This window comes from Polynucleobacter sp. VK25 (assembly GCF_018687355.1).
GTDB lineage: Bacteria > Pseudomonadota > Gammaproteobacteria > Burkholderiales > Burkholderiaceae > Polynucleobacter.
The window spans coordinates 548712-567938 of the sequence record NZ_CP061288.1 but is presented as its reverse complement, the minus strand read 5'-3'; the positions used below and the strand labels follow the sequence as shown (position 1 = coordinate 567938).

Below are 19227 nucleotides of genomic sequence, written 5' to 3'. Positions count from 1 at the left end.
TCCTCTTCTAATACTTTCTCGCCCATTGCCTGATCATAGCCACCAGCGGTAATGAACTTTCCTTGGTAAGCAGAACGGAACATTTCAGAGGTGATTGGGGCGTCTTCTAATACTTGGTCGCCACCGCCAGCGCTGGTTGAGCGCGGCTCAATCATGTGCACGTATGCTAAGTGATAGCTATTGAGTTTAGTAATTGCAGCGGTGAATAAAGCAACTGGATCACTATCACCCATATCGTTAAAAGTGCCGTATGGTGAAAGACGAACCCCCACCTTATCACTTGGAAATACCATGCTAACCGCCTCAATGACTTGACCCAATAAGCGCAGGCGGTTCTCAATTGAGCCACCATATTCATCGGTACGTTGATTGGTCTTATCTTGCAAGAACTGATCTAACAAGTAACCATTGGCCGAGTGGATTTCAATTCCATCAAAACCAGCTGTCTTGGCATTTTGCGCAGCTACCTCAAACTCTTTAAGCAAGCGAGCAATGTCTGCTGTTGTCATTGCTGTCGGCGTTTCATAGTTATGCAGCTGCCAATCAGCACCATAGGTTTGACCTGCTGCCGCAATCGCAGAAGGCGCCTCTGGTGCACCCTGCTCTGGATGTAAAGAAGAGTGGGAAATACGGCCAACGTGCCATAACTGCGCAACAATCGAACCGCCCTTAGCATGAACTGCTTGAACGATTTCTTTCCAGGCAGCAGTTTGCTCAGAAGAATAAATTCCTGGTGTTGCAGGGTAGCCTTTACCCAAAGGAGAAATTTGTGTGGCTTCAGTAATAATCAAACCTGCACCAGCGCGCTGTGCGTAATACGTTTTGGCTAAAGGACTTGGTACATCACCCTCAATCGCACGCATCCTGGTAAGCGGCGCCATCACCAATCGGTTTTTTAATTGAATGGATCCGAGACTTATCGGAGTGAACATGATTTCTTTGCCTGACATTTGCTGCCTTTTAGTAAGTAATAAATAAGATGGGTGACTTTAACAAGGATTGATCTATTTTGCAGAGCAAGTAATAGGGGTGTCTAAGCTACCCCAAATTGCTCACGAATACAGTTGGCTAACGCACTAAATTCTTGAGTGTGCGCAGTAGAGGGTCTTGCAACTAATGCGATTACTCTTTTTGGCGCTGGCGCAGCTAACTCTTTCGCTACTAATTCAGAGTTACTTAATAAACTACTTTTGACTGCCATTCCAGGAAGCAATGCAATTCCAAGGCCAGACTCCACCATTTGCAACAAGGTCAGAAGACTAGTAGCTTCCAAACCCTCTGCTTTCCGAATGTCAGCGCGCTTGCAGGCTTGTAAACTATGCTCTCGCAAACAATGTCCCTCTTCCAGCAATAGGAGTCGCTCAGCCATCTTGGCTGGCAAGGTCACCTCTTTCCCCTTTAAAGCAGGATCCCCTTCCTTGGCAACCAACCAAAAATGATCATCAAATAATTCTTGAACCAGTAGACCGTCTACGTCATATGGCAGCGCTATTAAAGCAAAATCCAATTTGTGCTCAGCCAATCTGGAAAGTAAATTTGCTGTGAGATCTTCTCTGAGAGTAATTTTGAGCTCTGGAAAGCGCTTGCGAATATCAGGCAACACTTTAGGCAATAAAAATGGTGCAATGGTTGGAATGACACCTAACCGAATAGTTGCGGTCATGGGTTTGCCGGTAGCGCCAGCATATTCAACCAAATCCTCTGATGCCGCCAAGATTACTTTGGCACGCTCTAACACCTCTAACCCGATTGGAGTAATCGAAACATTCTGGCGATCGCGCTCGACCAAATGAATGCCTAGAGCATCCTCCAACTCTTTTAGTCCGGCACTTAAAGTGGACTGCCCCACGAAACAAGCCTGGGCTGCACGGGTGAAATTGAGCTCTTTTGCCAAAGCAACGAAATACCCCAACTGTCTTAGAGACGGAAGATACGCCATTTTCTCTCCATTATCGAATAATTAGATTAATACTATCATAATGATTCATTGGACTGATAAACAAATAAGGCGCACACTGCATTCATGGTTGAGAAAGCAGTAAATAGGACTCAACAAACCGTATGTCTTAAAAAAGGAATCAAAATGACACGCCCAGAAATCAAAACCATCCAAAACTTAGAGTCTGCCTTTGCAGGCGAATCTATGGCTCATATTAAGTATCGTTATTTTGCAAAATTGGCTCGCGCTGCTGGCGATGAGGAAACAGCAAAGATTTTCGAGGCCACTGCTGATCAGGAAGTGATGCATGCGTTCGGCCACTTAGATTTACTCTACCCTGCTGGCACTATTACCCCAGCGCGTGCTTTGGAGATCGCTATTGAAGGCGAGACTTATGAGTACACTGAAATGTACCCATCATTTCGCAAAACAGCAGTAGAAGAAGGTAATGCTGCTGCAATCCAGGAGATTGATGAGCAAATCGCAGAGTCAAAAGAGCATGCAGAGCAGTTCCAAGCAGTATTAGCTAAAGCAGCAAAACGCTTTGCAGCCTTAGCCAATGTTGAAGAACGACATGCAAACCACTACAAGCAGGCTTTAGAAAAAGCCAAGGTATTTGCAGCTCAATAAGGGCAATGCAGAAAGATTTAGCAATTAAATTTAAAATCAGCAAACTATTTAAGGAATCAAAATGAAAACTTACCAATGTATCGTATGCGGCTATATATATGACGAAGCCAAAGGCATCCCAGAAGATGGCATTCCGGCTGGAACCCTCTGGGCTGATGTACCAGAAGACTGGGAATGTCCTGACTGCGGCGTTGCAAAAGCCGACTTTGAAATGGTTCAGGTAAGCTAAAGCTCATTTAGCACCCCTACTTTTACCCCGCTTACTTTTTTGTTATTTGGAGAGCCCAGTTTTGGATCAAACCACCCCCCAATCCCAATCCGCAATTGTCATCATTGGCAGCGGATTAGCTGGCTACACTCTCATCCGTGAAATCCGCAAGTTAGATAAAACAGTTCCAATTACTTTGGTAACGAGAGAGCCTGGATATTTTTATTCCAAGCCTATGCTCTCTACCGCCCTTGCTAGCAAGAAAGAAGCTGCACAATTAATTTCCACTCCCGTTGATGGTATGGCTGCACAACTGGAGTTGACCGTCATGGGCGAATGTGACGTCAGCGCAATTAATACTGGCGCACAAACAATTCAAACCAGCAAAGGTGAGGTAGCTTATGGAAAGCTTGTCATGGCTTTGGGCGCCGATCAAATTCGTTTACCGCTTCAAGGTAATGCAGCCAACGAAGTTATCACTGTTAATGATCTTGAGGACTATGCCCGTTTTCGGACTGCTATCGCAGGCAAAAAGAAAGTCGCCATTTTGGGTGCCGGCCTGATTGGCTGTGAGTTTGCCAATGATCTAGTGCTGGGCGGATATGAAGTAAATGTGATTGATCTAGCCCCGCAAGCCTTAGGGCGGCTTCTACCCGAAGCTGCAGCACTTGAACTGCAAAGTAAATTAAGTGCAGCTGGCGTGCATTGGCATCTCTCTACAACTGTTCAAGCAATCGATCGTCACAGTGATGCTCTGCAGGTCACACTAGCAAATGGCGACATCATTTCTTGTGATGTCTTTTTATCTGCTGTTGGTCTAAAGCCCAGACTTGAATTAGCCAAAGCTGCGGGTATTCATACCGACATTGGTATCCAGGTAAATCGCGAGCTAGAAACCAATATTAAAAATATCTTTTCTCTTGGAGATTGTGCAGAGGTTGATGGTTTGGTTTTGCCTTACGTCATGCCCATCATGCAAGCAGCAAGAGCTTTAGCTCCAACCTTAACAGGACAAACCACTGCATTGAGCTACCCAGCAATGCCAGTAATGGTAAAAACACCCGCCTTAGCCACGATCGTTTCGCCCCCAGCTAGGGGTGCGGCAGGCAAGTGGACTACAACGCCTGTAGAGGGCGGACTAGAGTCTCGCTTTGAGTCAGCGGATGGTAAGTTATTAGGATTCGTATTAATGGGTGCAGCTACTGCACAACGTGGCGCCCTCACCAAAGAACTACCTGCAATCCTGGCTTAATAAAGCACCCTTCTCTTTCCTCGGCTTTGCTGGGGAAGGGGGAAACAAAAAGGCCCGCAAAGCGGGCCTTTTATTTATGCAGCCGGCAGTGATTAAGAAACGATCACGAACCAAGTAGTGTTGTGTGATTGAGCAACCATCAAGAACAACATTGGCACTGATAACAATGTATTCAGACGGGAAGTCAACATCGCAACGCGAGCAGATTTTGCTTTTACGTCAGCTTCAACAGCAACGATGCCAAGAGCACGTTTTTGATTTGGCCAAATGATGAACCAAACGTTGAAGGCCATTACCAAAGCAATCCACATACCCAAACCGATTGCGCGGAATGGAGCTTGTAATGTGAAGGCTTGATGCAAATAACCACTTAATGCAGCAACGATCAAACCAGTAACTACAGTAAACAATGCTGCGTAGCGGAACCAGAACAATGCTGCAGGAGCAATCACTTTACCAATCGCTGGCTTTTGCTCATCAGGAATCTTTGGCATAGAAGGAATTTGCACAAAGTTAAAGTACCAGAGCAAACCAATCCACATCACACCAAACATCACGTGCAACCAACGGAAAATGAATGGGAGTTCAGCAGAACTAAAGTTGCCGCCCAAAGCGAAAATAATTAGAACGAGAAGAACGAAGCCCGCTAATACGGTACGTCCTAAAGAGGTCAAGATTGATGCCATTAAAGGATCTCCTATGAGTAATGATGGGTCTAACTATAAACGATTCTGATAATTTTGTATGTGCAGCCCAAAATCCAGAATTCTTACTAAAAATAGAGACTTAGGTCAGTTTATTGCGCAGTCCAACCACCATCCATGTTCCAAGCCACGCCACGAACTTCAGAAGCATCTGGGCCACAAAGAAATACTGCCAAGGCTGCTAATTGCTCTGGGGTGACAAACTCTCCAGATGGCTGCTTCTCAGATACCAAGGCAGTCTTTGCCGCTTCAATAGAAATACCTTCGCGCTCTGCGCGAGCATCTACTTGTTTTTGAACTAAGGGGGTTAAAACCCAACCTGGGCAAATTGCATTACAGGTAATACCGGTGCGTGCATTTTCTAGAGCAATTACTTTCGTGAGACCAACGATACCGTGCTTAGCAGCAATATAAGCGGCCTTCTGAGTAGATGCCACCAAACCATGCACTGAAGCGATATTGATGATGCGACCCCAGTTGCGCTTTTTCATTCCAGGCAACGCATGGTGTGTTGTATGAAATGCAGAACTTAAATTAATTGCAATAATCGCGTCCCACTTATCAGCCGGAAAATCTTCAACATTAGCCGTGTACTGAATTCCAGCATTATTGACGAGGATGTCTAATGATCCAAAGCGCTTTTGTGTTTGCTTAATGAGATCTTCGATCTCAGCAGGCTTACTCATATCTGCACCGTGATAATCCACCTCTACTCCGCAGGCTTTAATTTTGGCAATCGCATCGTCTTTTTCGCCAAAGCCATTGACCATAATATTGACGCCTTGCTTTGCCAATGCAATGGCCATTCCCAAGCCGATACCACTAGTGGAGCCGGTGACTAAGGCAGTTTTACCTTTTAATGTGGACATATCTTTTACCGTATCAAGTTAACTAGAGGGCATGCATATCGCTTTGCCCAAAACTTGATGTTACAGGATGAGCTAACCCACCCCAAAAGCAGACGCTCGAGGGTGGGCAAAATCCAATAAAACTCAGATGTAATTAGATTTTCTTGAGAGCCCGCAGGATCTTTTCGCAGGTAATCGGCTGATCAAAGACGGTTGCATTAAATGGCGCCAAGGCATCATTGATTGCGTTTTGAACAGCGCCTGGTGCACCTGCAGTGCCAGCTTCACCTGCTCCTTTGGCACCCAATTTTGAGGACTGGGTCGGAGTCTCTACGTGAGCCACTTCAATATCGGGCATCTCATTAGCCATAGGCACTAAATAATCAGCCATGCTGCCATTACGCAGCAAACCACTTTCATCATAGAGACACTCTTCAAATAGAACGCCACCAATACCCTGAACAATAGCACCGCGTACCTGCTCATTAACCAACATAGGATTGATCACGCGTCCACAGTCTTCCACTGCCCAATGTTTTAATAACTTGACGAAGCCTGTATCTGGATCAACCTCTACATAAGAAGCTTGTACGCCATTCGTAAAGATAAATGGATATTCTTTTTGGGTGTAGTGACGTGTCACCATCAGATCAGCAGAAAAACCTGCTGGCAAAGTATCGGTACGGAAATAACCCACTCTTCCCACTTCACTAAATGGCATCAACTGTTCACCAGTGGCTTTGTCTAAGATATGACCACGTCGCGCAATGAGTTCCGTAACAGGACGATTTAAAATAGTGCCAGCAAGCTTAATAATGTTTTCTTGCAGCGCTTGAGAGGCTAATAGAACTGCTTCGCCGCCTACACCAGCGCCACGTGACGCCCAAGTGCCGCCACCATAAGGTGTGACATCAGTATCGCCAGTCACTACGCGCACTTGATCGATTGAAACTCCAACAGCATCGGCTGCAATTTGAGTGTAGATACCTTCTGTACCCTGGCCCTGCTCACCCACACCAATTAATACAGAGATCACACCGCTTGGGTCCATGCGCACCGTAGCACCATCCTGAGACGCAATGCGAGCACCGCCCACTCCATAAAAAGCGGGACTTGGATTTGTGAGTTCGATTAGGGTCGCAAATCCAATACCGCGATAAATACCCTTCTTACGTAATTCTGCCTGCTCTTTACGTAATGCTGGGTAGTCCATCATTTTTTCAATTGCTCGCAAGCATTGCTCATGCGAAAGCACTTCTAACTTAATGCCAGAAATTCCGGAGCATGGATAAGCATCATCTGGGATGACGTTACGTTTGCGGAACTCAAGTGGATCCATCTGCAATTTTTGCGCAGCTAAATCAACTAAACCCTCGGTAACTGCACAGGCAATTGGATGACCTACCCCACGATATTGACAGGTTGGGGTTTTATTCTGGAAAACGACATTTAATTGAGCGCGATAGTTCTGATGCTTGTATGGGCCACCCACCAAGTTCACCACCTGATTACCCTCAATGGCGCTTGTCCTTGGGAACATCGAGTAAGGGCCGATGGCAGTTAAGTCATCGATTTCAAATGCGAGGATATCGCCTGCTTTGTTAGCGGCAATACGGCCTTTGATACGATGCTCACGTGCATGAATATCACTTGTAAATGATTCCAAGCGATCCGCAACAAACTTCACAGGGCGCTCAAGCATCATTGCGAGACCCACAGTTGCAAAGTCGTCCGGATATGCGTGAACTTTGATGCCAAAGGATCCACCCACATCTTTACAAATCACATGCACATCAGATTCTGAAAGCCCAAACTGACGGCAATATAAATCTTGCATCATGTGTGGTGCTTGTTGAGAGTGATATACCGTCAAGCGACGATCGCCTGGGTTGTAATCTGCAATTTGGCAACGCGGTTCAAGCGTTACGCCAGTGTGACGCCCAAATCCAAAAGTAGCCTCGGCGACGACATCTGCTGTTGCAAACACTTCATCGACATTACCAACATCTAAGGTACGGGTAAAACATAAATTGTCACCAAGCTCTGGATGTATTACAGGAGTATCTGCATCTAGTGCAGTTTCCATAGATACAACGGCTGGCAACTCCTCCCACTCAACATCGACATGCTGCAAGGCATCTTCTGCTTGCGCACGGGTTTCAGCAACTACCGCCACTACTGGCTCGCCCTGCCAACAAGCGCGATCAATTGCCAATGCATGCTGAGGAGCTGACTTCATGCCTGCCAAATGGCCTAAAGTTGCAACCCAAGGCTTACAAATTTTTGCCATTTGTACACCATCAATAACCGCCAGTACACCCGGCATCTTGCTAGCATGCTCTGTATGAATTTTGCCGATCTTCATGTGTGCCACTGGAGAGCGCCAAAACACTACATGGGCCATACGTGGCAACTGAATATCGTCAATGTAAGTGCCCTGACCTTCTAGCAGACGGCGAGCACCATGCCTTGGCTCGCTATGACCGATATAACGTTGATCATTCGTTACCGGATCAAGCACCATTCCTTTTAAATCACTTGGCTTATTCATAATGCGTTTTCCTCAATACCTTAAGCGTTAGCAAGGACAGGTTTAATTTTTTGGCCCTTAGCGCGAGCATCCAATACATCGACAATGGCATCCACAATCGAGTGATAGCCAGTGCAACGACAGTAATTGCCAGAAATCCATTCGCGCACTTCTTCGCGTGTTGCTTTGGGTTGCTTCTCAATTAACTCTGCTGCTGCCAATAACATGCCCGAAGAACAGAAGCCACACTGCATTGCGTTGTGACGCATGAATGATTCTTGTAGATCGGTTAAAACGCCATTTTTAGTGAGACCTTCGACCGTTTCAACCACGGCACCATCGGCCTGAACTGCCAGAAAGAGGCATCCACGAATAATTTGCCCATTTACCCTAACGGTGCAAGCCCCGCATGCACCCTGCTCACAACCTAAATGCGGGCCTTTGAGATACAAGTCTTCACGCAAAAAATCTACCAGATGTCTACGTGGCTCAATCTCTGCATTTACCAGTTGACCATTTACCGTCATTGAAATTTTTTTCTTCAAACTCATTCTGATCTCCGAATTCTTTTATTGATTGAGCTTAAGCAATCATCTGCTTGAGTCCGCGCTCAAGAAGCACACCAATTAAATGTTGTTTCGCTTCTGCGCTATTGGTGATGTCTGCAATGGCTTCGATTTCATTGCGCGCTTCAGTCACTGCTTTAGCGATCACTTCATCGGTTAGCTTTTGACCATTCACCAAGTCTTGAGCTTTTGTTGCCATCACTGGTGTTGCACCAACCGAAAAGAAAGTGAAAGCGCAGCCAGTCAAAATATCGCCCTGCTTTTGTGCAACTGCCGCTAATCCAGCAACCGCATAATCTCCATGACGTCTAGCAAGCTCATGGAAATAGAAGACCTCTTGCTGATTAGCAAGTGGAATCTCAGTAGCTACCAAGATTTCATCAGGCTCTAAGGAAGTTGTATAGAGATCGATGAAAAAATCATTTGCTGAAATTCGACGCTCACCAGCTGGTCCATGAATAATCATCGTCGCCCGCAAGGTCAAGCTGCAGGCGGGCCATTCAGCCGCTGGATCCCCGTAGGCCAAGGAGCCGCCCCAGGTCCCTAGATTACGAATAGCGCGATGCGCAATATGCGGGGCTGCAGCTTTTAAAAGCGGCGCATGCTTTGCCACCAACTCTGAATCTTCAATTTCGGTATGCGTCACTAACGCACCAATGCGCAGACTATTCCCAACAATGGAAATACCTTTTAGCTCGGCAATGTCAGTGATATCAATTAATACGCTAGGTTCAGACAAGCGCATGTTCAATGTGGCTAATAGAGTTTGTCCGCCTGCAATTAAGCGAGCATCGTCGCCACCCTGCTCAAGCAAAGACAAAGCCTCTTGTAATGCCTTAGGCTTTACATAATCAAATGCTGCAGACTTCATTGCGTCTCCTCCACCACGAATGTAATTCGCTTTTTAGCTTTATATTTTTTGTACTGCTTTAGTTGTTTACTGCAACTACTTTTTATAGTTTTAGAGCTTTTTTGCTGCTCCTTTATTTGCTGCCAGCGTCTGACTCCAACGCCACTGTCTCCCCGCCTAATTCTTTTGCAAACTTCTGAAAAAAGTCGTCTGCAATCTTTTTTGCCGATGCGCTAATCAAGCGACCGCCAATTTGACCTAATTTGCCACCAATAGAGGCTTCGGTCGTGTATGTAACCAAAGTGCCTCCTTCAGCCTGCTTCAGCTCAACCCGCGACTTACCCTTGGCAAAACCTGCTGCCCCACCAGACCCCTCAAAGGCCATAGAACAAGACTGGTCTGGAATGATGTCGCTAAGGAGCAATTTCCCCGCAAAACGCGCTCTAACAGGCCCTATCTTGAACATTACCTTGGCATGAATCTCTTCAGGAGAGATGCGACTGATCTCCTCGCAACCCGGAATGGACTTGGCCAGCACGTCGATATCGTTCAAACCCTTCCATACATCAGGGATTGGAGCCGATATGAGTTGCTCGCCATTTAGTTCCATTTGATCTCCTTGGGGTTTGTACGAATAGAGTCTTATCTACCAATTGTTCAACAATGTACCATTATTTAACTTGTGGTCAATAAGTCCAAATTCGGATAAACCCTGAGAATCCATGCGTTTTACTGAAGATAGCGTTACCAGCCCAAATACTGCTGAAATTTCAGAAGGCTCGATGGCGCCCATCCGAAAAAGAATGGGAACGGTTGAGAGAAAACGTCAAATATTGGATAGCGCAATTCAGTTCTTTGCCAGAAATGGCATCGATGGTCAATTGAGAAATTTGTCCAAAGAATTAGGCATTACCCACACCCTGCTCTACCACTACTTCCCAACCAAAGATGCTCTGATTCAAGAGGTTTACAAAGAGGTATTTGAATCTAGATGGAAGCCAGAATGGGAAGAGTTGTTAGATGATGACTCGCTCACTCCAGAAGAAAAATTGAATGCTTTCTATTTGGACTATTCCAACACAGTCTTAACTTATGACTTTGTGCGCATCTTGATTTTCTCTGGCCTAAGTGACCACTCCATCAGCGATCGCTTCTTTGAACTCTTGCGCACCCGCTTATTACCCAGACTCATTCGTGAAACTCGCAAGTATTGCGGTAGAGTAGATACATCAAAACCCACGCAGCGTGAACTTGAATTTCTCATGGGACTGCATGGCGGCGTCTTTTACATTGGCATGAGACGCTGGATCTACGGGCAAGCCATCTATGCCGCTGAGAGCCCCGATACAGAACAAGAAATCATTCGCGATCGGGTGCAGTCCTACCTTCATTCCGCCAAATCACTATTTGCTTAAATCAAAAGGTCACCATGTCTAACTTAAGCCTGAATCACTTCTCTATTCGCAGTCTCGAGATCGAAAAAACTACTGAGTTCTACAGCAAGTTGCTTGGCCTAACAGTCGGCCCAAGGCCAGAGTTTCCGTTTCCAGGAGTATGGCTTTACAACGGTGATGAGAGCAGTTGGGCAAATGCAGTCTTACACCTCATTGCTATCGATAAGAATGATCCAAACGGACTAAAAAAATATTTAGGTGAGCGCGACCCTAGTTCGCTTCATGGATCTGGCGCCGTTGATCACATTGCTTTTTTTGCAAATGGCTTAGAAGAGAAAATTAACCTGTTAAAAGAATTAAAGATTTCCTATCGCGAGCGCACCGTACCAGTAATAGGACTCCATCAAATATTTTTGGATGATCCTAATGGCATTGTTATTGAATTGAACTATCCAGCCTCAGAAAAAACTGCTCTTGATGCGAAAGCAACATAGGAGTCATTGATGGCAAAAATTCTAGTCATTGGCGGCTCTCTTGGTGGCTTGTTCGCAGCAAATATTTTGCTGCGCCAAGGTCATGACGTTACCTTGCTAGAAAAAACCGTTGGATCCATGGACGGTCGCGGTGCCGGAATTGTGACTCATGACGCTCTGGCCCAAGCACTGAGAGCTGCTGGGGTTACCGTTGATGAAACTCTGGGTGTACCCGTAACTAAACGCATTACTTTAGGTGCCGACGGCCAAAGTCTTGGTGAGATCGAGTTACCTCAAGTACTTACCTCCTGGAGTCGTTTGTATCAGATGCTAAAGGAAAGCTTTCCAATTGAACGCTATCTTCAAGGCAAGACAGTGAAGTCAGTTACACAAGATGCGAACGCTGTACGGGTAATGTGTGAGGATGGCAGTCAATATGATGCTGAGCTACTGATTGCATCTGATGGCATTCGTTCTGCCGTAAGAGCTCAAGTTGCGCCGCAGATTCAGCCTGAATATGCTGGCTATATAGCCTGGCGCGGCGTATGTGATGAAGCCTGCCTATCTAATTACACACTCGAGACCCTATTTAATCGCTTTGGCTTTTGCTTACCTAATGGCGAGCAAATGCTAGGGTATCCAGTTGCTGGTTCTGGCAACGATACCCGCCCAGGCAAGCGTCGCTATAACTTTGTTTGGTATCGCCCAGCATCAGAGCATGAAGAGCTAGTTAGCCTCTTAACTGATGACAATGGGCATTACTACCCTACTGGCATTCCTCCACTAAAAGTCTCTTGGAAGCATATTGCTCATATGCGCAAAGTAGCTAGAGAAATTCTGGCCCCTCAATACGCTGAGATTCTTGAAAAAACAGCGGCCCCATTCTTACAAGCAATCTATGACGTTCGCTCCGAGCAAATTGTCTTTGGCAGAATCGCATTGATGGGTGACGCAGCTTTTGTTGGCAGACCACATGTCGGAATGGGAGTTACAAAGGCGGCTGACGAAGCAATAGTGATTGCAAAGCATATTGCTGCACTTGGCGCCTCCCCTGCAGCACTCAGCGCATATGGGGAGGAGCGACTCCAAATGGGTCAGCAGGTAGTGGCCAGAGCTCAATATTTAGGGCGCTATATGCAAGCTCAGGGTAGTAAAGGCAATAGGGATAACGAGAAGCTCAAAAGAAATGCCGATACTGTCATGGCAGAGACCGCGATTGATATCAGCGATCTATTGGCTAAAGGGAAAGCAGTGCCTGAATCCGCCCATTAAAAGGCGCATTCAGTTAAGATTTAAAAAAACAAAAAGTATTCTTATTTAACAAAGTTTTATATGGAGGAGACAACCATGAAACAAAAAGTAACGAATCAAACAAGACGACAGATGTTGATTGGTGGAGCTGCAGCTGCAAGCACCCCACTTTGGCTAAATGTTGCAAACGCTCAAGCTGACACTATTAAGATCGGTTTCCCAACTCCTTTGACAGGTCCTTTTTCTGCTGAGGCACAGGATCAAGTAAAGGCCGCTGAATTAGCCATCAAGGAATTTAACGATGCCGGCGGATTTAATGGTCGCAAAGCGGAACTCTTGGTGCGTGACGACAAACTAAACCCAGGCGAAGCAGCAACCCGTACTTTAGAGTTAATTGAAAAAGATAAAGTCAATTTTGTAGTTGGCTCACTTTCCGCAGCAACTCAACTCTCAATTAATGCCGTATGTAAAGAGCGTAAAGTTTTGTTTAACTCCATCAGCCAATCTGATGCAATTAACGAAGCAAAAGACTGGAGCGTTTACACATTCCACGAAGCATTAAACCCAACAATGACAGCTGGTGCTGTAGCGCGCTACTCTATTCCTCGTTTTGGTAAAAAGATTGTGTTCTTAACAGCCGACTATGCTTACGGCCATGAAATGGTTCGTGCATTTGAGCGTGCCGGCAAAGAAATGGGCGCCACCACCTTGGCTGACATTCGTCACCCATTGGGCGCATCTGATTACTCCGCTTTCTTGCCACGTATCAAAGCTTTGAATCCAGATATTTTGGTTCTCTGTAACTTTGGTCGCGACTTAGTTAATGCGGCAAAACAATGTACCGACTTTGGCCTCAAATCCAGCATGAAGATTGTTACGCCAGTACTTCTCTATACTTCACGCCTTGCAGGTGGGCCAGAGGCCTTTGAAGGCATCATTGGCGGTACATCTTATTACTGGGGTCTAGAAGATCGCATCCCAACTGCAAAAACATTTAATGATGCTTTCCGAAAAATGTATAACGGCTCCGTGCCTTCCGATTACGGCGCACTTGGCTACGCTGGTGTGAAGAGCGTCTTGGCTGGGGTAAAGATTGCAAAATCTACCGATACCCTAAAAGTAGTCGCAGCAATGGAGAATATGAAGTACGACTGGTACAAAGGACCTGAGTACTACCGTAAGTGCGATCATCAAGCCGTACAAACCGTCATCATCGTAGAGTCTAAATCTAAGAATATGAAAGACAAGTATGACGTCTTCAATATTTTGACGATTGAACCTACTACTGAGAAAAATATGCGCTCTTGCGCAGAGCTAGGCCACAAAGCCTAATCCAAAAATTTCAGGGTGGATTACTAATTCACCCTGATCCACTCCCCAACACCAATTGGTAGCGGGGAGTTTTTTCTGAGTACATTTATGACCGGTCTTTCATTTGAACTTCTTTGCATGCAGTTGCTTACAGGCATCGCCTTGGGCAGTATTTATGCACTTTTAGCCCTGGGCTTATGTCTCATTTTTGGCATGCTCAACGTGGTGAACTTCGCTCATGGCGCCTTCTTTATGGTGGGCGCATTTTTAGGGGTGTACTTTTTGGGCGTTACCGGAAGCTTTTGGTTTAGCTTAGTGCTAACTCCATTGCTTACTGGCGGCATAGGTCTTGTTACTGAACGATTCTTGGTAAGACCTCTTTATGGGCGCGGCCTAGATTACCCCCTGCTACTGACCTTTGGCCTCTCTTATGTTTTGATTGAAGTGATGCGCGTTACCTTTGGCATTGAAGGCCTACCTTCAGTTACCCCCGAGGGTCTTGGCGGAACAATGAACGTAGGCATTGGTTATTTCCCTAAATATCGCCTCTTCTTAATTGCTGCTACCGCTGTCATTATTTTGGGCGTCTGGTTCTTTATTCAAAAGACGCGCTATGGCCTGATCATTAAAGCTGGTGCCGCCGATCAAGAGATCGTGAAAGTGCTTGGTGTTGATATTGCCAAGGTTTGGCTATTAGTTTTTGGACTGGGCTGTGCAATTGCTGGTCTGTCTGGAATTCTGGCCTCCCCAACACGCTCAGTAAACCCAGAAATGGGTATCCCCATTTTGGCGGAGTCTTTTGTCGTGACCGTAGTTGGTGGTATGGGCTCACCAGTAGGCGCTGTCGTTGCTGGCTTATTAGTAGGCATTGTCTACAGCATGACTTCCCTCTTCTTCCCTGACTTAGCAGAGCTCTCCATTTTTGTTTTGATGGCAGTAGTACTGTTAATTCGCCCACAAGGTTTATTTGGTAAAGCAGGAGCGATGGGCTAAGGCTCCGTATATTTATGAATTCATTTTTCCAACTCATTGCACGTCATCGCGTCCTAGCCAGTACGCTGTTCTTGGCAATCTTCCCATTCATCATGCCGTACGAAGCGTTGGCGATCAATATTTTGATCTTCGGTTTGTTCGCCATGGGCTTTAACTTACTGTTTGGTTATATGGGCCTTCTATCCTTTGGCCATGCAGCATTTTTAGGCATCGGTAGCTACCTCACCGGTATTGGCATTGTTCATTATGGAATGCCTTGGGGCGCCGCAATTTTGATTGGCATCATTGGCGCCGCTATCGGCGGACTCATCATGGGTTATCTAGCCATTCGCACTCGGGGCATCTACTTCTCCATGGTGACCTTAGCGCTTGGTCAAATTGTGTATTACATATTTTATAAAGCAGAGAGCCTTACCGGCGGCGAGAATGGTTTGCGCGGCGTTCGTGTTGATGAATTTAACGTCTTGGGTATTCCAGTGGACTTTTTAAATCCATTGGTGAAGTACTACATCATTCTCTTTTTTGTAGTGATTGCAATTTGGCTGATCTCTCGCATTCTGAGTTCACCCTTAGGGGCCGTGATGGAAGCGATTCGCGAGAATGAGAAGCGTGCAGCAGCTTGCGGCTTTGATGTGGCTCGCACCAAACTATTGGTATTCGTATTGTCAGCTGCCATTTGCGGTTTAGCAGGCTCATTGCGCGCCCTGCACCTCTCTATTGTGCCAATTGATTCACTGCACTATTTACAGTCTGGCCAAGCAGTGATGATGAGCATCTTGGGTGGCATGGGGACATTCTTTGGTCCGTTCATTGGTGCTGCCGTCATGCTCTATCTAGAGGATGTTGTTACCACCTTTACCAAACACTGGATGGCGGTCGTTGGCTTAGTCTTTATGTTCTTTGTGCTGTTCTTCCCTAAGGGAATCTGGGGAACCATTCTGAGTAAGTTACAAATTAATCAGGATTCGAAATAATGAATAGCGCAACTACCACTCCTATTCTTGAAGCACGTCATGTCAGCAAGAGCTTTGGTAAGTTCAAGGCATTGCAGGATGTATCCACTAGCTTTATGCCTGGAACACTGACTGCAATCATTGGGCCTAATGGCGCAGGTAAAAGTACATTCTTTAATGTCTTGAGTGGTGCCTTCCCTCCTACAAGCGGTCAAATTCTCTTTAATGGCAAAGACATTACCGGAATGCAGCAACACGAGTTTGCTCGCGTTGGTATCTCTAAAAGCTTTCAGATTACAAACGTCTTTAAACAACTCAGCGTTCATGAGAATGTCCGCGTTGCCGCGCAAATGGAAACGGCACGCTATAACTTTCTCCGGAATGCGCAAAGCTACCCAGGCCCTATTGAGCTCGCCGACCAACTGCTCCGCCGAGTCAATCTAGAACACCTACGAAATAAGAAAACGGGTGACCTGGCCCACGGCCAACAGCGTGCACTGGAAATTGCGATGGCTTTAGCCTGTAACCCTAGCCTACTATTACTTGATGAGCCGACTGCCGGCATGTCTCCAGAAGAAACATTGGTCATGATGGAGCTCATTCGTACCCTTGCCAGTGAACGTACGGTGATTCTGGTTGAGCACAAGATGAAACTCATTATGGGCTTATGTAAGCGCATCATAGTTCTGCATCACGGCGAGTTTTTGGCTGAGGGTACGCCAGAGGAAATCCAAAATAATGCTGAGGTACGTCGTGTGTACCTAGGTCAAGGTTAAATAGAAAGCAAATTATGTTGCGTGTAGAAAATTTAAACGCATGGTATGACCGGAGTCACGTTCTGCAAGGTGTTTCACTTGAAGTAAATAGAGGTGAAATTGTGACCTTGATGGGCCGCAATGGTGCTGGTAAAACCACCACCCTACGCTCACTAATGGGCCTCCTTTCTAAGCGCCAAGGTAAAGCCTCTATTGATGGCACGTCATTTTTAGACTTACCCGCTCATGAACGCTTTCACCTGGGCCTTGCGTACGTTCCAGAGGATCGCCGCATTGTTCCAGGACTGACTGTCAAAGAAAACCTTGAGCTTGGAGTAATTGCAAAGAAGAATTCCGGCGACATGAGCGCCTTAGTAGATGAAATCGCTGAAACTTTCCCAAGACTCAAAGAGCGTTTGAATCAAGATGGCACCTCGATGTCCGGTGGTGAGCAGCAAATGCTAGCGATTGCTAGAGCCATGATTGGCAAGCCTAAAGTCATTCTGCTCGACGAACCTTCAGAGGGCATCATGCCGGTCTTGGTTGAAGAGATGTTTGAGTTGTTTGCTAAACTAAAGCAGCAAGGCCTAACTATTCTGCTGGTCGAGCAAAACGTGCAACAAGCTTTGAAAATTTCTGATCGGGCCTATATCTTGGATCAGGGTGAGATTGTGTTTCATGACACTGCCCAGAATCTTTTAAACAACGATGAGATTCAGCAGAAGTATTGCGCGGTTTAAATCAGATGCAGCCAATGTCCCAGCTGATGCCAAAAACTATCGGGGACCAAAGTTAAGAGCCAGGTTAATGCAATAAAGCGGAATAACTTCCCGATAAACATATAAATGAGGCAAGGCTGCCATGGGAGCTTTAACCATCCGGCCGCTAGACACAAAGGATCGCCCAATCCGGGTAGCCAAGATAACAGCAACAACTTGGGACCCCAATTCTCAAGCCAGCGCTTAAGGCGGCTGTTACTCGGCTCATCCATTGTTTTAAAGCTATTACGCGCTATCAAGCCAAGCCACCAATCCACCATCCCGCCCAGGGTATTCCCAACGGTAGCAACCATAATGGCGACCCAAAATAAATGGGGATTCAGAGTGATATAGCCAAACAAGATGGGCTCAGAGCCGGCTGGAATTAATGTCGCCGAAATAAAAGCACTGATAAATACCGCCGGCAACCCAACGGATGGCATTCCAAACCATCCAAAAAAATGCTCGAACATAGAGTCCATCAAGCAACGCCCTCTAAGGCACTGAGATACGGTCGGATTTTTTTGGGCTTCATTAAGCCTATTTTGCCTTGTTTTGGGCAATCTCCATGAATTTCAAATCTTGCTTAAACTAATGCCTGAAATGGCGGATACGCCATAAAACCTATAAATTGAGACTTTCATGAATCACCCTATTCCAAAGCCTGACCAGTACCAAGAAATGCGTGAAGCATTGCGTGACCTTTGTGGATCTTTTGATTCCGCTTATTGGCAAAAGATTGATCACGAGCGTGGCTATCCAGAAGCTTTTGTCGATGCCATGACTAAGGCCGGTTGGTTGGCAGCATTAATTCCGGAAGAATATGGCGGCTCGGGTTTAGGTTTAGCCGAGGCCTCGGTAATCATGGAGGAAATTAATTTTTCGGGCGGCAACTCAGGTTCATGCCACGGGCAAATGTACAACATGGGTACTTTATTGCGTCACGGCTCCGAAGCTCAGAAAAAAATGTATCTCCCAAAAATTGCATCAGGTGAGCTACGCCTCCAAAGTATGGCTGTTACAGAGCCGACTACGGGAACCGACACCACCAAACTTAAAACTACCGCAGTTAAAAAGGGTGACAAATACGTCGTGAATGGTCAAAAGGTTTGGATCTCCAGAATTCAACATTCTGATCTGATGATCTTATTGGCCCGCACTACTCCGCTGAGTGAAGTGCAGCGCAAGTCAGAGGGTATGTCGATCTTTATCGTGAATCTTGCTGATGCCATTGGCAAAGGCATGGAAGTCAGACCAATCGCCAATATGGTCAACCATGAAACCAATGAGGTGTTCTTTGATAATCTTGAGATTCCTGCGGAGAACCTCATCGGCACTGAAGGTCAAGGCTTTAAATACATCCTAGATGGCCTCAATGCAGAACGTGTATTAATCGCAGCTGAATGTATTGGTGATGCCTACTGGTTTATTGATCGCGCTCGTCGCTATGCCAATGACCGTGTTGTATTTGATCGTCCTATTGGTAAAAATCAAGGGATTCAATTTCCGATTGCTGATAGCTATATTGAAACTGAAGCTGCTAACCTCATGCGCTTCAAAGCTTGCGAGTTATTTGACAATCACCAGCCTTGTGGACCAGAAGCCAACATGGCTAAATACCTAGCCGCTAAAGCATCCTGGGAAGCAGCCAATGTCTGCTTACAGACTCATGGAGGATTTGGCTTTGCCAATGAATATGATGTTGAACGCAAGTTTAGGGAAACTCGCCTCTATCAAGTAGCGCCAATTTCAACGAATTTGATTTACTCCTATATTGCCGAGCATGTTCTTGGTCTGCCAAGATCTTTCTAA

General features: G+C 46.1%; 21 protein-coding genes. 12 read left to right on the top strand and 9 right to left on the bottom strand.

Translation table 11 applies throughout. The features are described from left to right. Together AOC21_RS03045 and AOC21_RS03040 are read right to left on the bottom strand one after the other, a co-directional pair. The coding region (locus AOC21_RS03045; protein WP_215392323.1) for an alkene reductase at positions 1-950 on the bottom strand (950 nt) is incomplete at its 3' end. Between the two features lie 83 nt (positions 951-1033). Next, positions 1034-1939 carry a hydrogen peroxide-inducible genes activator gene (locus tag AOC21_RS03040; protein ID WP_215392322.1) on the bottom strand — a complete coding sequence of 302 codons (906 nt, stop codon included), beginning with the start codon at positions 1937-1939 and terminating at the stop codon, positions 1034-1036. Between the two features lie 144 nt (positions 1940-2083). Between AOC21_RS03040 and AOC21_RS03035 the strand changes: the two genes are divergently transcribed. The 3 genes from AOC21_RS03035 (at position 2084) to AOC21_RS03025 (ending at position 4029) form a co-directional block, all read left to right on the top strand. Further along, positions 2084-2569, top strand: a complete 486-nt coding sequence (locus AOC21_RS03035) for a rubrerythrin family protein (protein ID WP_072583180.1) — start codon at positions 2084-2086, stop codon at positions 2567-2569. A 61-nt stretch (positions 2570-2630) separates the two neighbouring features. Continuing rightward, complete coding sequence (locus tag AOC21_RS03030) at positions 2631-2798, top strand: rubredoxin (RefSeq protein ID WP_068321654.1); 168 nt, start codon at positions 2631-2633, stop codon at positions 2796-2798. 61 nt (positions 2799-2859) lie between these two features. After that, positions 2860-4029: an NAD(P)/FAD-dependent oxidoreductase gene (locus AOC21_RS03025; protein ID WP_215392321.1), complete on the top strand. Its 1170-nt coding sequence runs from the start codon at positions 2860-2862 to the stop codon at positions 4027-4029. Positions 4030-4121: 92 nt separating this feature from the next. Here the strand turns inward: AOC21_RS03025 and AOC21_RS03020 are convergent, their stop codons facing one another. The 6 genes from AOC21_RS03020 to AOC21_RS02995 all read right to left on the bottom strand — a co-directional run bounded on the left by AOC21_RS03020 (position 4122) and on the right by AOC21_RS02995 (position 10137). Then, on the bottom strand, positions 4122-4715 hold the full coding sequence (locus tag AOC21_RS03020) for a urate hydroxylase PuuD (protein ID WP_215392320.1): 594 nt from the start codon (positions 4713-4715) through the stop codon (positions 4122-4124). Between the two features lie 110 nt (positions 4716-4825). Further along, complete coding sequence (locus AOC21_RS03015; protein WP_215392319.1) at positions 4826-5602, bottom strand: 3-hydroxybutyrate dehydrogenase; 777 nt, start codon at positions 5600-5602, stop codon at positions 4826-4828. 133 nt (positions 5603-5735) lie between these two features. Next, positions 5736-8132: a xanthine dehydrogenase family protein molybdopterin-binding subunit gene (locus AOC21_RS03010; protein ID WP_215392318.1), complete on the bottom strand. Its 2397-nt coding sequence runs from the start codon at positions 8130-8132 to the stop codon at positions 5736-5738. A gap of 20 nt (positions 8133-8152) precedes the next feature. Next, the gene (locus AOC21_RS03005; RefSeq protein WP_215392317.1) at positions 8153-8662 is read right to left on the bottom strand and encodes a (2Fe-2S)-binding protein; all 510 of its coding nucleotides are present in this window, start codon (positions 8660-8662) and stop codon (positions 8153-8155) included. Positions 8663-8693: 31 nt separating this feature from the next. Then, positions 8694-9548, bottom strand: coding sequence for a xanthine dehydrogenase family protein subunit M (locus AOC21_RS03000; protein WP_215392316.1), 855 nt, complete (start codon positions 9546-9548; stop codon positions 8694-8696). A gap of 112 nt (positions 9549-9660) precedes the next feature. After that, on the bottom strand, positions 9661-10137 hold the full coding sequence (locus AOC21_RS02995) for a CoxG family protein (protein WP_215392315.1): 477 nt from the start codon (positions 10135-10137) through the stop codon (positions 9661-9663). Positions 10138-10249: 112 nt separating this feature from the next. Between AOC21_RS02995 and AOC21_RS02990 the strand changes: the two genes are divergently transcribed. The 8 genes from AOC21_RS02990 (at position 10250) to AOC21_RS02955 (ending at position 17397) form a co-directional block, all read left to right on the top strand. Then, entirely contained in the window at positions 10250-10942 is a 693-nt protein-coding gene (locus AOC21_RS02990) for a TetR/AcrR family transcriptional regulator (RefSeq protein WP_215392314.1), read from the top strand. A 14-nt stretch (positions 10943-10956) separates the two neighbouring features. Next, positions 10957-11415, top strand: a complete 459-nt coding sequence (locus tag AOC21_RS02985) for a VOC family protein (RefSeq protein WP_215392313.1) — start codon at positions 10957-10959, stop codon at positions 11413-11415. A gap of 9 nt (positions 11416-11424) precedes the next feature. Next, positions 11425-12666, top strand: coding sequence for an FAD binding domain-containing protein (locus AOC21_RS02980; protein WP_215392312.1), 1242 nt, complete (start codon positions 11425-11427; stop codon positions 12664-12666). A gap of 75 nt (positions 12667-12741) precedes the next feature. Further along, positions 12742-13977: an ABC transporter substrate-binding protein gene (locus AOC21_RS02975; RefSeq protein ID WP_251367287.1), complete on the top strand. Its 1236-nt coding sequence runs from the start codon at positions 12742-12744 to the stop codon at positions 13975-13977. 87 nt (positions 13978-14064) lie between these two features. Then, positions 14065-14949 carry a branched-chain amino acid ABC transporter permease gene (locus AOC21_RS02970; protein WP_215392311.1) on the top strand — a complete coding sequence of 295 codons (885 nt, stop codon included), beginning with the start codon at positions 14065-14067 and terminating at the stop codon, positions 14947-14949. A gap of 14 nt (positions 14950-14963) precedes the next feature. After that, positions 14964-15923: a branched-chain amino acid ABC transporter permease gene (locus tag AOC21_RS02965; protein WP_215392310.1), complete on the top strand. Its 960-nt coding sequence runs from the start codon at positions 14964-14966 to the stop codon at positions 15921-15923. Continuing rightward, the gene (locus AOC21_RS02960; RefSeq protein WP_215392309.1) at positions 15923-16678 is read left to right on the top strand and encodes an ABC transporter ATP-binding protein; all 756 of its coding nucleotides are present in this window, start codon (positions 15923-15925) and stop codon (positions 16676-16678) included. Before AOC21_RS02965 ends, AOC21_RS02960 begins: the two co-directional genes overlap by 1 nt. A 14-nt stretch (positions 16679-16692) precedes the next feature. Continuing rightward, entirely contained in the window at positions 16693-17397 is a 705-nt protein-coding gene (locus AOC21_RS02955; RefSeq protein ID WP_215392308.1) for an ABC transporter ATP-binding protein, read from the top strand. Here AOC21_RS02955 and AOC21_RS02950 read toward each other — a convergent pair. Next, complete coding sequence (locus tag AOC21_RS02950; RefSeq protein WP_215392307.1) at positions 17394-17897, bottom strand: YqaA family protein; 504 nt, start codon at positions 17895-17897, stop codon at positions 17394-17396. The genes AOC21_RS02955 and AOC21_RS02950 overlap by 4 nt on opposite strands. A 160-nt stretch (positions 17898-18057) precedes the next feature. Between AOC21_RS02950 and AOC21_RS02945 the strand changes: the two genes are divergently transcribed. Continuing rightward, a complete protein-coding gene (locus AOC21_RS02945) occupies positions 18058-19227 on the top strand; it encodes an acyl-CoA dehydrogenase family protein (RefSeq protein WP_215392306.1) in 1170 nt (389 codons plus the stop codon).

Bases quoted from the DNA above. Each gene is read 5' to 3' on its own strand.
- AOC21_RS02975 (WP_251367287.1), top strand. From the start codon at position 12,742: ATGAAACAAAAAGTAACGAATCAAACAAGACGACAGATGTTGATTGGT.
- AOC21_RS02960 (WP_215392309.1), top strand. From the start codon at position 15,923: ATGAATAGCGCAACTACCACTCCTATTCTTGAAGCACGTCATGTCAGC.
- AOC21_RS02990 (WP_215392314.1), top strand. From the start codon at position 10,250: ATGCGTTTTACTGAAGATAGCGTTACCAGCCCAAATACTGCTGAAATT.
- AOC21_RS03005 (WP_215392317.1), bottom strand. From the start codon at position 8,662: ATGAGTTTGAAGAAAAAAATTTCAATGACGGTAAATGGTCAACTGGTA.
- AOC21_RS03035 (WP_072583180.1), top strand. From the start codon at position 2,084: ATGACACGCCCAGAAATCAAAACCATCCAAAACTTAGAGTCTGCCTTT.
- AOC21_RS03010 (WP_215392318.1), bottom strand. From the start codon at position 8,132: ATGAATAAGCCAAGTGATTTAAAAGGAATGGTGCTTGATCCGGTAACG.
- AOC21_RS02945 (WP_215392306.1), top strand. From the start codon at position 18,058: ATGAATCACCCTATTCCAAAGCCTGACCAGTACCAAGAAATGCGTGAA.
- AOC21_RS02950 (WP_215392307.1), bottom strand. From the start codon at position 17,897: ATGGACTCTATGTTCGAGCATTTTTTTGGATGGTTTGGAATGCCATCC.
- AOC21_RS03030 (WP_068321654.1), top strand. From the start codon at position 2,631: ATGAAAACTTACCAATGTATCGTATGCGGCTATATATATGACGAAGCC.
- AOC21_RS02995 (WP_215392315.1), bottom strand. From the start codon at position 10,137: ATGGAACTAAATGGCGAGCAACTCATATCGGCTCCAATCCCTGATGTA.
- AOC21_RS02985 (WP_215392313.1), top strand. From the start codon at position 10,957: ATGTCTAACTTAAGCCTGAATCACTTCTCTATTCGCAGTCTCGAGATC.
- AOC21_RS02955 (WP_215392308.1), top strand. From the start codon at position 16,693: ATGTTGCGTGTAGAAAATTTAAACGCATGGTATGACCGGAGTCACGTT.
- AOC21_RS03020 (WP_215392320.1), bottom strand. From the start codon at position 4,715: ATGGCATCAATCTTGACCTCTTTAGGACGTACCGTATTAGCGGGCTTC.
- AOC21_RS02980 (WP_215392312.1), top strand. From the start codon at position 11,425: ATGGCAAAAATTCTAGTCATTGGCGGCTCTCTTGGTGGCTTGTTCGCA.
- AOC21_RS03000 (WP_215392316.1), bottom strand. From the start codon at position 9,548: ATGAAGTCTGCAGCATTTGATTATGTAAAGCCTAAGGCATTACAAGAG.
- AOC21_RS02965 (WP_215392310.1), top strand. From the start codon at position 14,964: ATGAATTCATTTTTCCAACTCATTGCACGTCATCGCGTCCTAGCCAGT.
- AOC21_RS03015 (WP_215392319.1), bottom strand. From the start codon at position 5,602: ATGTCCACATTAAAAGGTAAAACTGCCTTAGTCACCGGCTCCACTAGT.
- AOC21_RS02970 (WP_215392311.1), top strand. From the start codon at position 14,065: ATGACCGGTCTTTCATTTGAACTTCTTTGCATGCAGTTGCTTACAGGC.
- AOC21_RS03040 (WP_215392322.1), bottom strand. From the start codon at position 1,939: ATGGCGTATCTTCCGTCTCTAAGACAGTTGGGGTATTTCGTTGCTTTG.